10 protein-coding genes are annotated in these 12,058 nt (G+C 43.1%); 1 reads left to right on the forward strand and 9 read right to left on the reverse strand.

Translation table 11 applies throughout. The features are described 5' to 3' along the window. Nucleotides 1-289: 289 nt before the first annotated feature. The 9 genes from LPH68_RS24025 to LPH68_RS24065 form a co-directional block, all read right to left on the reverse strand. On the reverse strand, nt 290-1,624 hold the full coding sequence (locus LPH68_RS24025) for a DEAD/DEAH box helicase (protein ID WP_008643837.1): 1,335 nt from the start codon (nt 1,622-1,624) through the stop codon (nt 290-292). Nucleotides 1,625-1,670: 46 nt separating this feature from the next. Then, nucleotides 1,671-1,850 carry a hypothetical protein gene (locus LPH68_RS24030; RefSeq protein ID WP_004306317.1) on the reverse strand — a complete coding sequence of 60 codons (180 nt, stop codon included), beginning with the start codon at nt 1,848-1,850 and terminating at the stop codon, nt 1,671-1,673. A 250-nt stretch (nt 1,851-2,100) separates the two neighbouring features. After that, nucleotides 2,101-3,375, reverse strand: coding sequence for an NADH:ubiquinone reductase (Na(+)-transporting) subunit F (gene nqrF, locus LPH68_RS24035; protein ID WP_008022130.1), 1,275 nt, complete (start codon nt 3,373-3,375; stop codon nt 2,101-2,103). Between the two features lie 18 nt (nt 3,376-3,393). After that, entirely contained in the window at nt 3,394-4,020 is a 627-nt protein-coding gene (nqrE, locus tag LPH68_RS24040; protein ID WP_004315904.1) for an NADH:ubiquinone reductase (Na(+)-transporting) subunit E, read from the reverse strand. A 110-nt stretch (nt 4,021-4,130) separates the two neighbouring features. Further along, nucleotides 4,131-4,772 (reverse strand): NADH:ubiquinone reductase (Na(+)-transporting) subunit D, encoded by a 642-nt coding sequence (locus LPH68_RS24045; RefSeq protein ID WP_004300389.1) that lies wholly within the window; start codon nt 4,770-4,772, stop codon nt 4,131-4,133. Nucleotides 4,773-4,793: 21 nt separating this feature from the next. Beyond that, entirely contained in the window at nt 4,794-5,468 is a 675-nt protein-coding gene (locus LPH68_RS24050) for a Na(+)-translocating NADH-quinone reductase subunit C (protein WP_004315905.1), read from the reverse strand. Nucleotides 5,469-5,481: 13 nt separating this feature from the next. Then, a complete protein-coding gene (locus tag LPH68_RS24055) occupies nt 5,482-6,654 on the reverse strand; it encodes an NADH:ubiquinone reductase (Na(+)-transporting) subunit B (protein ID WP_008775869.1) in 1,173 nt (390 codons plus the stop codon). A 133-nt stretch (nt 6,655-6,787) separates the two neighbouring features. Beyond that, on the reverse strand, nt 6,788-8,137 hold the full coding sequence (locus LPH68_RS24060) for a Na(+)-translocating NADH-quinone reductase subunit A (protein ID WP_032811845.1): 1,350 nt from the start codon (nt 8,135-8,137) through the stop codon (nt 6,788-6,790). 909 nt (nt 8,138-9,046) lie between these two features. After that, complete coding sequence (locus tag LPH68_RS24065; protein ID WP_004315907.1) at nt 9,047-10,441, reverse strand: C1 family peptidase; 1,395 nt, start codon at nt 10,439-10,441, stop codon at nt 9,047-9,049. 219 nt (nt 10,442-10,660) lie between these two features. Here LPH68_RS24065 and LPH68_RS24070 point away from each other — a divergent pair, with 219 nt between their 5' ends. Next, nucleotides 10,661-11,932: a BamA/TamA family outer membrane protein gene (locus LPH68_RS24070; protein ID WP_192923112.1), complete on the forward strand. Its 1,272-nt coding sequence runs from the start codon at nt 10,661-10,663 to the stop codon at nt 11,930-11,932. Nucleotides 11,933-12,058: the final 126 nt, after the last annotated feature.

Genomic DNA, 12,058 nt, shown 5'->3' on the forward strand with positions numbered 1-12,058 from the left:
GGATATATACACCATATTGTTATCTATAGATGTCAAGTATGGGATAAAAGTCGAGATTGAAATAGAACCGGAGATATTGATGATAAAACAAAAGATTAATGCAATAAAAATGAATATTTATAAACTGCAACAGTGAATTCAGCTTAGATTAACAGGGAAATAAAGTGGAAAGTAAAATATCTTTGGAAATAAAGTAATCATCCCTATGCTCAATGACTAGTGAACATAGGGACGATTGTACATAATAAAAGAGGACTTTAAGAGTTCTATATTACAAAAAAAAAGAGTTTTACTTCGCTTCCTCAATAATAGTCTTCATTCCTTTTATTTTCTCTCCTTGAATCAGATTCAGGAGTTGCTTCACCTTAGCCCGGCGAACGGCAACGAAAGCATAATGTTCTTTGACATCAATCGCTCCGACATCTTCGCGAGTCAGATTTCCTTTTTTATATAAGAATCCGGCAATATCGATCCGACTAAGTTTCTCCTTCTTTCCTTTACCTATATATATAGTAGCCCAGAGCGATTTCGGAGGCCGGGGAGGGTTTTCAGGCAACGCCACTGTTTCCATTTCTTCCGGGATATAAGAAGGAAGTTTCTCTTCGGCATGAAGAATCAGATAAGACGTTCCGGTCGCATCCCAACGCGCTGTACGTCCGTTGCGGTGCGTAAAGGCTTCTTCATTGACCGGCAAATGATAATGGATGATATGTCCGACTTCCGGAATATCCAGTCCACGGGCTGCCAGATCGGTAGAAATCAAGACATGACAACTGCCATTACGGAACTTGTAAAGCGCACGTTCACGGTCCGGCTGTTCCATACCACCATGAAAACGTTCTGCGAGTAGTTTTTTATCTGCCAATAACTGATGTACACGGTCCACCGCATCCCGATGATTACAAAACACGATGCTCGAACTGCTCCCCAATGTACAAAGCAGGTTATATAAAGTATCAATCTTATCTTTGGAAGGCGAAAGCACCTTCATCAATTTCAAGCGCGACTCTTGTTCTTCAGAATCGTCCGAAAGGAAGTTCAACTTAACTGTGCGGTTCAATCCTGTAAATTCGGGAATCTCTTCGGCATCGGTAGCTGAAAGCAACATACGTTTTTTTAATCCCGGAAGCTGGGTGATAATCTCTGCCATTTCATCGTGGAAACCAAACTCCAACGATTTGTCGAACTCGTCGATAATTAAAGTTTCAATGGTTTCGGGATTGAAATTTCCTTTAGACAGATGGTCGGTGATACGTCCCGGAGTACCAATGATGATAGCAGGATGATTGCCCAATATACTTTTCTTTTCTTCGGCGATAGGATGCCCACCGTAACAACAGCAGGTTTTCCAGGAAGTCCCCATTGCTTTGAATACAGAATCTATCTGTAAGGCCAGCTCACGCGAAGGAACGAGAATCAAAACCTGCACGCTGTCATCGTTCGGTTTTAGAGTAAGGAGTAAAGGTAACAGATAGGCCAGCGTCTTGCCCGATCCTGTCGGTGACAACAGTATAACGTCTTTTCTTCCGGTAGCTTGTTCAAGTGATGCTTCCTGCATCGGATTCAGCTCCTCAATCTTCAAATTGCGGAGAGCCGACTGTATAATTTCATTTTTCTCTAACATGGGGGCAAAGATACAAAAAGGAAAGAGTACGGAGATAAAAATGCAATCAAACTTTAGCCATGCCGGTCAATATATAATAACCTTTCAGATTATTCTCTTTCATGTAAATGGTTACTTCTGCCCTACAAGCTGTCACCAAGGCATATCCCGTTAAACTTGAACTCATAGCTTTGACAAATGAATACTCTGTATCATTGTGAATAAAAGATATACGATGATATTCCATAACCTATTGTACTTTAATAATTCTATTGTGTAGCCAAATATACGAATATAATAGATAAGTACGGATAAAAAAGGAGAACTATCTTTAAAACAGACATAAAATAGATACAAACCATAACGGAAAGACATTATGAGATAATAGTAAAAAAAAGCGGGAAATCGAAGAAGCATTACTGCTTTTCAGATTTCCCGCTCTGTGTTTATGTAACCTTTCCGGTCATTGTTCCGACCGGTTTGTTCTCTTCTGCGAATTATCCTCCGAAGTTGTCGAACATCAGGTTCTGTGCCGGAACGCCAAGATCGTCGAGCATCTTCTCAACAGCTTTCGACATCGGACCAGGACCACACATGTAGTATTCAATATCTTCAGGAGCTTCGTGATTCTTCAGGTAAGTTTCGTAAATTACGTTGTGAACAAATCCCGGAGTGTACTTCACGCCTGCAGCATCAGCAGCAGGGTCCGGACGGTCGAGAGCCAAATGGAAAGTGAAATTCGGGAAGTCCTTTTCAATTTGCAGGAAATCTTCCAGATAGAACACTTCGTTCAGCGCACGGGCACCGTAGAAGTAAGACATCTTACGGTCAGTAGTATGCAATGTCTTGGTCAAGTGCATGATTTGCGCACGTAATGGAGCCATACCGGCACCACCACCAATCCACATCATTTCCTTCTTAGAATCGAAGATTGGGTGGAAGTCTCCGTAAGGACCGCTCATTATTACCTTGTCACCCGGTTTAAGAGTAAAGATATAAGAAGAAGCGATACCCGGCATTACGTCCATAAATCCAGGACCTTGTTCTTTCGGTTTGAACGGCGGAGTAGCGATACGTACTGTCAACATGATACGGTCACCTTCGGCAGGATAGTTGGCCATAGAGTAAGCACGGATTGTCTCCTCGTCGTTCTTACACTTCAAACCCAGCAAACCGAATTTCTCCCATGCAGGAAGATATTCATCACCAATCAAGCTCTTGTCAATGTCCTTGTCATAGTCCATTGAGAATTTAGGAATCTTAATCTGTGCGTAAGAACCCGGGATAAAGTCCATGTGTTCGCCTTTAGGCAGAGCAACGATGAACTCTTTGATAAATGTAGCCACGTTCTTGTTGGAGATTACTTCGCACTCCCACTCTTTCACGCCAAGTACAGATTCGTCAATCTTGATTGACATATCGCCTTTCACTTTCACCTGACAGCCCAGACGCCAGTGGTCTTGCTGCTGTTTGCGACTGAAGTGAGGAACCTCAGAAGGTAGGATTTCGCCGCCTCCTTCGAGTACTTGGCATTTGCACTGTCCGCAAGATCCCTTACCACCACAAGCAGATGACAGGAATATCCCATTTACAGACAGCGTATTCAACAAAGTAGAACCGGAAGCCACTTCCAATTCCTTTTCGCCGTTGATTGTCAGTTTTACGTTTCCTGATGGTACCAGGAAATTCTTAGCAACCAACAAGATTACAACAAGCAACAGAATAACCACAAGGAATACCCCAATGCTCGCTAATATTAAATTCATATCCATTGTCTTATTCCTTTCTTTTTAGATGTTCAAACCAGAGAAACACATAAATGCGATTGCCATCAGACCTACTGTGATAAATGTGATACCCAAGCCCTTCAATGGAGCAGGTACGTCAGAGTAAGCCATTTTCTCGCGGATAGCAGCCAGACCTACGATAGCCAGCAACCAACCGATACCAGAGCCTAATGCATAAGAAAGGGCATCCCAAATATCACCAATGTATTTCGGATCACTCGGACCCAGATTGATACGTTGTTGCATAAACAGAGAGGCACCCATGATCGCACAGTTAACAGCAATCAACGGCAGGAAGATACCCAGCGAAGCGTACAGTGACGGAGTGAAGCGTTCTACCACCATCTCCACCAATTGCACGATACCGGCAATTACGGCAATGAAAAGAATAAAACTCAAGAAGCTAAGGTCGACACCTTCAATGATAGCATTGGCAGCCAGCACCTTAGTTTGCAACAGGTAGTTGACCGGAAGCGTCACCAGCAACACGAAAGTCACGGCGATACCCAGTCCTACGGCAGTCTTCACATTCTTCGAAACAGCCAGGTATGAACACATACCCAAGAAGAATGCGAATATCATGTTGTCCACAAAGATAGAGCGGACGAATAAACTTAATAAATGTTCCATAATTCTTTTTGATTTATGATTTATGATTTATAATTTATGATTCAGCAGACTTATCATGCGACTATGACTATAAAGCTAGACATAAATCATAATTCAGAAATCAGAAATAATTAATTACTTTGTTCTTGCAATTCTTTATGACGTGCACGTTGATACCAGATAATGCATGCTACGATAATCAATGCCATCGGCGGCATCAACATCAAGCCGTTGTTTACGTATCCGATATTTTGAATCGGTTCATAATTCAGGATATTGAAACCAAGCAATGTTCCCGAGCCAAACAGTTCGCGGAAGAAAGCAACGATAATCAAAATCTTGGCATAGCCTAAACCATTACCTACACCATCCAAGAAAGACTCCCAAGGACCGTTCTGCATGGCAAATGCTTCCAGACGTCCCATCAAGATACAGTTAGTGATAATCAAACCTACATAAACAGAAAGCTGTACGCTTACGTCGTAAGCAAACGCTTTCAGGATTTCACTTACGATAGTTACCAAAGCAGCTACCACAACCAACTGGACGATGATGCGGATGCGGTTAGGAATAGTCTTACGCAACAGTGAAATAACAACGTTGGCAAATGCAGTAATCACCGTTACTGAAAGTCCCATCACGATGGCAGGCTCCAGCTTTGCGGTAACAGCAAGTGCAGAACAGATACCGAGCACCTGTACGGTTACCGGATTATCAATTCCCAGCGGAGCAGAGAATACTTCTTTATTTTTCTTTGAAAACAGTTGTCCCATATTCTATCTTTCTCCTCCTTATTATTTAGTTAAAAAACTCAAGTAACTATTCAGGCAAGACTTCAACATGGCATCTACACCTACTGAAGTGATTGTACCACCGGAGATACCATCCACTTGGTAATCAGGTTTCTCTACCTTGCCATTTTTTACGACTCCCAAAGTGATAGCTCCATTTTCCAAAGTCTTCTTACCTACAAATTCATTTTGGAAATGGTCGGTTGCAATTTCAGCACCCAGACCCGGAGTTTCACTAGCGTGTGAGAAGTAAGTACCGTAAACGGTATCTTTATCTTCGTTCAGTGCAACGTATCCCCAGATAGCGCCCCAAAGACCGGCACCGTAAACAGGAACTACATATTTAGTCTGACCGTCCACTTCGCATACAAACACGTGCAGACGTTGTTGTTCTTTTGCTTCTTTCTCGTAGTTGGTAGCAAATTCGCCCGTATTTTCGGTCAGCGTACCGTCTACGTTCATCAGCATATCCCCTTTCACATATTTCTGATATTCAGCATCCGCATCTTCCACATTCTTAATGTTCAATGCAGCGAGGATTTGTTTCTTAGTGTCCAACTGCACATTCTTGTCTTGTGTAGATTTCAGTGAAGAACTAACGAATGCCAGCAGGAATGCTACGATAATAACCATTACCGAAGCATAAATGATAGTATAACTATTACTATTCGTATTCATTTTCTTTCGGTATTTATTGGTTAGACTTGATAGTGCGTTTCTCGCGACGGCTGATATTGCTTTGTACTACACAGTAGTCAATCAGCGGAGCGAAGATGTTCATCAGCAGGATGGCAAGCATCATACCTTCCGGATAACCCGGATTCAGTACGCGGATAACGATAGCCATCACACCGATCAGGAATCCGAAGATATATTTACCTCTTTCTGTACGTGCGGAAGTCACAGGGTCAGTAGCCATAAATACGGCACCGAAGCAGAAACCACCAAGAACGAGATGTTCGTACCAAGGCATTTGAGCCATTGTGTTGTTTTCCATGCCGATTGAGTTGAATACCCATGCCATGAATGCGCCACCGATGAATACGGAAATCATTGTCTTCCAGCTTGCAACACCTGTCCAAAGCAGGATAACGGCACCAATCAGGATAGCGATTACGCTGGTTTCACCAATAGAACCCGGAATCAGACCTGTAATCATATCCATGTTGAACGCAGGAACACTACCTGTTGTAGCAGCCTGTCCCAGTGGAGTGGCAACGGTGAGTCCGTCTACGCTTTGTCCTAAACCGAAGATGCTGTCGCCTGACACCCAAACGGCATCACCGGACATCTTGGTCGGGTATGCGAAGAACAGGAATGCACGAGTAATCAACGCAACGTTGAATACGTTCATACCTGTACCACCGAATACTTCTTTTGCGAAGATAACAGAGAATGCAGTAGCTACGGCAAGAATCCACAGCGGACAGTCTACCGGAACGATCATCGGGATCAGGATACCGGAAACAAGGAATCCTTCCTGGATTTCTTCTTTCTTCCATTGAGCTACGACGAACTCAATGCCAAGACCTACTACGTATGATACGATTATTTTAGGCAGTACTGCCAGGAATCCGTAGATAAACATTTCGATGAAGCTGCCAGTAGCACCTGTATGAGTGAAATGCTGGTAACCTACGTTGTACATACCGAACAGCAAAGCCGGTATTAACGAAATAACCACAATCGACATGATGCGCTTGCTATCGATTGCGTCATGTATGTGCGTTCCCGTTTTCGCAGTCTTGCTAGGCACGAACAGGAATGTTTCGAAGCCGTCAAATACCGACTGGAATGCGTGGAATTTGCCGCCCTCCTCAAAGTTCGGCTTTATCTTATCGAGATAATTTCTTAACGCTTTCATTTATTTAATTGAAAATTGAAAGTTGAGAGTTGAAAATTGGCTGTGCTGGGTTTATGCTGTATCCACAGAGAGCCGTTTCGCAAGATTTCAACTATCGCTTATTTTAATTTTTATTATTTAATCTCTTATTCGATTACGCCATTTCTGAACGGAGCATATCGAGTCCGACACGAACGATGCGTTGCAGTTCCATCTTTGAAGAGCAGACGAATTCGCAAAGGGCGAAGTCTTCGGGAGCTACTTCATAGATGCCGAGTGCTTCCATACGGTCGATGTCACCGGCGATAATTGCTTTAATCAGATATTCGGGTAGAATGTCCATTGGGAATACTCTATCGTATTCACCCGACATAATCATGTGACGTTCGCCACCTTTGATACGGGCATCCAACGTATATTCCTTCTTACCCATCAACCAGCTGAAATAAGAACGATTGGCACTGAACTGGTTGAAACGCGGCATGATCCATCCAAGCATTTCGTGAATGTCGTCACCTTCGGGGATAACAGTCAGTTGGCTATGGAATGCGCCCAAGAATCCGTTCGGGGATACTTGCTTTCCTGTCAGCACGTTACCGCTGATGTAGCGTAAATCTTTGTCTTTTGTTACATTGCCGGCAAACACGTTGGTGAGCAATGCGCCTACCTGTAGTTTGCAGTATGCAGGTTTCAACACTTCGGAACCTGTCACAGCTACTGTACGGGTGAAATCTACATGGCCTGTATTGAAGAGGCGACCGATGAAGATTACGGCTTGCGGATCAATAGTCCATACCGTTTCGCCCTTGGATACGGGGTCGAGATGGTTGATCTGAACGCCTACATTACCTGCAGGGTTCGGTCCGTCGAATGCGGTGATTGTAACGTTCTTAGCCTGTGTCAGTGCGGCAGCGTTCTGTTTCACACTGATGTTCAAGTAGGTTTTTGCCAGTTTGGCAAGAGCATCAAGCCCTGTCTGGAAGTTTGCTTCTTCGCCTTTGAGGGCGAACTCGAAATCCGGAGCCAATGGATTGGTATCGAATGCGGAGATGAAGATTCCTTTCGGGGTTACCGTCGGATCTGCAATGATGTCATAAGGACGCTGTTTGATAAACGCGAAAAGTCCGGCTTCTAACAGAGCGGATTTCACAGCTTCAGCATCCATCGAAGCAACATTCTTTTTCCCAAAATCTTCATAGTCCTGCTCTGCAGCAGCTTCTACTACGATGTTCAATACCTTACGACGAGCACCACGTTCTACACTCGTCACCACGCCGCTCACCGGCGAAACAAATTTCACTTCAGGATGATACTTGTCGATAAACAAGGGTCCACCAGCCATTACATATTCCTGCTCTTTCACAACGACCTTAGGCGTCACTCCAGGAAAGTCATCGGGTACAAGTGCGTAGAATCCCGGTTCTTTTACTGTTGCGTACGTTTCAGCAGCTTTTCCTTTCAGGTTTATGTCAAGGCCTTTACGTAACTTTATTACATTTGCCATGCTATATAAAATAATGGTTTCATAAATTTGCCGCAAAAGTAATAAATAAGATTGGGATTCGGGAGGAAAAAAGAAAGGAATTACGGATATATTTCCGTAATTCCTTTCGTGTTCGTACACGTAAATCATCTTTCTCGTAATCATCTTTCTTTTGTCTTGAAACAAAAGAAAGAAGCAAAGAAAAATTCAAGGCTGACTTTTTTCTCCTACTCGCTTCCTTCACTTCGCTAAAGGGCAGAAACTCGCTACGCTCAAACAATCTGCCCTTCTTAACGCTACGTTACGGGCGCTCGCCTGACGGAGAAAAAAGTAGGCCGGGGAAAGCCGCCGGCTGGTCCGCTGTATGATATTCGTGAGGGGTATTAGGAAGGAATTCTCTGTATATTTCTATTTTTCTATCTCTACTATTATATCGTATTCTATATCTCTATTATATATTGTTCAGCTTTGCTATATTTAGTCGTATAACGTCTGCGGCTTTTATATAGCAAAGCATTTTTATTAGTAGCATTTGTAATATGCAAAGTTCTTTAGATAATGTGCTTTTTATGCTGGAAGTTCTTCATGCTGCAAAATCTCTTATTTAGAAAAGTATTCTATACTATAAATCCTTCCACACTGCAGAACTAAAACCTCTTATTCAGCAAAGTTTCATGCTATACATCCTTTAAAACAATGCAATCTTCCGTATACCAAAGGCCGCCACGCCGCACGGGGTCCCCGGCCTCGTTTTTCCGGCTACTCCGGTGTTTCCTTCGGCGTTAAGAAGGGCAGACTGTTTGAGCGTAGCGAGTTTCTGCCCTTTAGCCGGAGGAAGCACCGGAGTAGCCGGAAAAACGCAGCCTTGATTCTTTCTTTTTGGTTCTTTTTCTTTCGTATCAAGACGAAAGAAAAAGAATATTCAGCAAACTATTCAGCAAACATAGGATCCCAAGCAGGAAGTCGGATAGGCTTCTGTTTCAACACCTCGAGAGCTTTTTTCGATGCATATTTCGTTTCTACTACTAGACGGAACATATATTCGTTAAACCAATCATCTGTCATAATGAGATAACCCTGATAACCGGCAGCAGGCCCCCAACTATTTTCAACCATCCATTTCGTCGGTTTTCCATTTTTGTCAAGATCGACGGCCATAAGAGTCATGGCGTGACTGGAGCCACTGGCAAAACTTTGGATACGTTGCTTCTTGTTCATGCCAAAAGAAGTACCCATAAGAGATTCGTAGTCGTAGTTTTTGACATCCAGCAGACCACGGTCAGAGTTTAGGAACTTACCTACATCGCAAGAAAAATACATCATCGTGCTATCCTTGAGAGAAGAAATAGCCATTTCTTTGATATCCTCGATGGGAAGATTGACATACGTCCAGTTTTTGCCGTCGTAACGGTGGCGGTCGTAGTCTATCTCATAACACTTATAATATTCACGGCTCGGATCGTTCATTAACATGACATAATTATCAATCAGTTTTTCGTCACCATACTTTTTCAGGAAAGAAAGCGGAGTGTAAGTTTCGGTAGACACAGGCTCACCCTTAGCGTTATATTCAGTCCAGGTAAATTCAGTAGGAGGAACACCGAGATTCAACACTAACATGCGGTAGATGGTGCTCAACATCTCTGTTTTTGTTTTCTCAAGGGCAGCAGGCTTGACACCTTGCGCAGCGAGATCACGGAGTTGAAGCCCCTGTTCACGAAGTTTCAGGGCAATCAGACCTGCCATACGGGAGGTATTTTCACTACTGTTGGTTTCCGGCATCACATCTTTGGGAACAAGCCCGTATTTACTGACAATATCGGCTACACCGGTGAATGTTCCACCGTCACTCAAAGGATTACGGAAGAGCCATTCCACCATTTTATCATCCATCGGCTTACTGCTGGTATCGATAATACCTTGCAGAAAGAGGTTGGCTTTCTCCAGTTGGTCGAAGAAGAAAGGATAAGTTTGCGAGAATTCGAAGGAACCGAGGTTATGCTTGGCGATCGCTTTGGCACGCATCACATTCAAACCTGTAAAAAGCCAGCAACGACCAGAAGATTTTTGGTCGGTGATACCTTTAGAAGACACTTTGATAGAAAAATGCGTATCCATGCCTTTCAGGTTATCCTGGTTGAGAGCCAGTTTACGGATGTCGTTGTTGCCGATGGCGTTGCGAATAGCCTTGTCGGTGGGAGTGTTTGCATAACTCTGCTTGATTTGTTGCATCATGGAGTCGCTGATGCCTCCTTTCACTTCTTGCGCTTGTGTAGAATAAGAAAAAGCACAGAAAACAAAAATTGATAAAATCTGTTTATTCATTTGATATAAATAATTAATTAATAGGCTGACGGATCATGATATGCTAACAAATATTGTTTTAGTGTATGGGATTAAATCATGCAATTTTATTTACCAGCATATCGAAAAACATCTTATTCTGCAAAAATACGATTCTTTTTTAGATTTATTATCTAAGAACATCAAAACTAATCGGAATAAAAGAGTTTTCTTTGCAGTCGAATTCCTCACAGAGAAATTATGAAGAAATATATAATAGGAATATTGATGATGCTTCCATCCATCAATATGATGTCAGCTACGGCTGATAGTACGGCAGTAAAAAGCGATGAACTGCAAATGTCTACAACTTCTATCAGTGATACTACTCCTACAGATATTGAAGGCACCCCGTCAGACACCATTCCTGCCCTTTCCAAGCGCGAGTTGCGTCGCCAGCGCGTGGCAAACCGGAATTTGCACTATAACATATTAGGTGGTCCCAGTTATACGCCGGACTTCGGTTTGTTAGTAGGCGGTAGCGCACTGATGACGTTTCGGATGAATCCGAGTGATACCACTCAACGGCGTTCAGTAGTGCCAATGGCCATCGCCTTGATGTTCAAGGGCGGCTTGAATCTGATGACGAAACCACAGCTCTTCTTTAAAGGCGACCGTTTCCGTATCTTCGGAACCTTCTCTTATAAAAATACAATCGAGAATTTTTATGGCATCGGATATTCCACCAATAAAGATTACGAACGTGGAGAAGATACCAGTGAATACCGTTATAGCGGCATTCAAGTAAACCCCTGGTTCTTGTTCCGTTTGGGAGAAAGTAATTTCTTTGCAGGCCCTCAAGTCGATTTGAACTATGACAAGATAACTAAACCGGCTGCCGGGATGGTTAATGAGCCCTCGTACATTGCGGCAGGAGGTACGGAGCACGGATACAAAAATTTCAGTTCGGGACTCGGCTTCCTATTGACGTATGACACACGTGATATTCCCGCCAATGCTTATAACGGAACTTACCTTGACTTCCGGGGAATGATGTACAATAAAACGTTCGGCAGTGATAATAACTTTTACCGTTTGGAAATCGATTACCGCCAATACAAAACAGTAGGACGCCGCAAAGTGATAGCCTGGACAGTGCAAAGCAAAAACGCATTCGGAGATGTACCCCTAACAAAATATGTACTTAGTGGAACCCCCTTCGATCTTCGCGGTTATTACATGGGACAGTTTCGCGACAAGTCCTCGCATGTCATGATGGCCGAATACCGCCAGATGATAAATACGGACAAAAGCACTTGGATAAAAAAGATGTTAAGTCATATAGGATATGTAGCCTGGGGAGGATGCGGTTTCATGGGACCCACTCCGGGCAAGATAGAAGGTGTGCTTCCCAACCTCGGATTGGGATTACGTATCGAAGTTCAACCCCGTATGAATGTACGCCTTGATTTCGGCAGAGACATGGTGAACAAGCAGAATTTGTTCTACTTCAACATGACAGAAGCCTTTTGACGCCATTTACGCGACAAATTGTGCACAATTTACAAGAAAGATTGTAAAATAACGTGAGTTCGATATAAGAATAAATATATTTCACTTATAATTAGAAACATAGCGATCAAAGTATTAAATTTATAG

Source organism: Bacteroides sp. 1_1_30 (genome assembly GCF_020982715.1).
GTDB lineage: Bacteria > Bacteroidota > Bacteroidia > Bacteroidales > Bacteroidaceae > Bacteroides > Bacteroides xylanisolvens.

Coding starts and splice junctions, on each gene's coding strand:
- LPH68_RS24060 (WP_032811845.1), bottom strand. CDS start 8,137: ATGGCAAATGTAATAAAGTTACGTAAAGGCCTTGACATAAACCTGAAA.
- LPH68_RS24070 (WP_192923112.1), top strand. CDS start 10,661: ATGAAGAAATATATAATAGGAATATTGATGATGCTTCCATCCATCAAT.
- nqrE (WP_004315904.1), bottom strand. CDS start 4,020: ATGGAACATTTATTAAGTTTATTCGTCCGCTCTATCTTTGTGGACAAC.
- LPH68_RS24065 (WP_004315907.1), bottom strand. CDS start 10,441: ATGAATAAACAGATTTTATCAATTTTTGTTTTCTGTGCTTTTTCTTAT.
- LPH68_RS24045 (WP_004300389.1), bottom strand. CDS start 4,772: ATGGGACAACTGTTTTCAAAGAAAAATAAAGAAGTATTCTCTGCTCCG.
- LPH68_RS24055 (WP_008775869.1), bottom strand. CDS start 6,654: ATGAAAGCGTTAAGAAATTATCTCGATAAGATAAAGCCGAACTTTGAG.
- nqrF (WP_008022130.1), bottom strand. CDS start 3,375: ATGGATATGAATTTAATATTAGCGAGCATTGGGGTATTCCTTGTGGTT.
- LPH68_RS24030 (WP_004306317.1), bottom strand. CDS start 1,850: ATGGAATATCATCGTATATCTTTTATTCACAATGATACAGAGTATTCA.
- LPH68_RS24050 (WP_004315905.1), bottom strand. CDS start 5,468: ATGAATACGAATAGTAATAGTTATACTATCATTTATGCTTCGGTAATG.
- LPH68_RS24025 (WP_008643837.1), bottom strand. CDS start 1,624: ATGTTAGAGAAAAATGAAATTATACAGTCGGCTCTCCGCAATTTGAAG.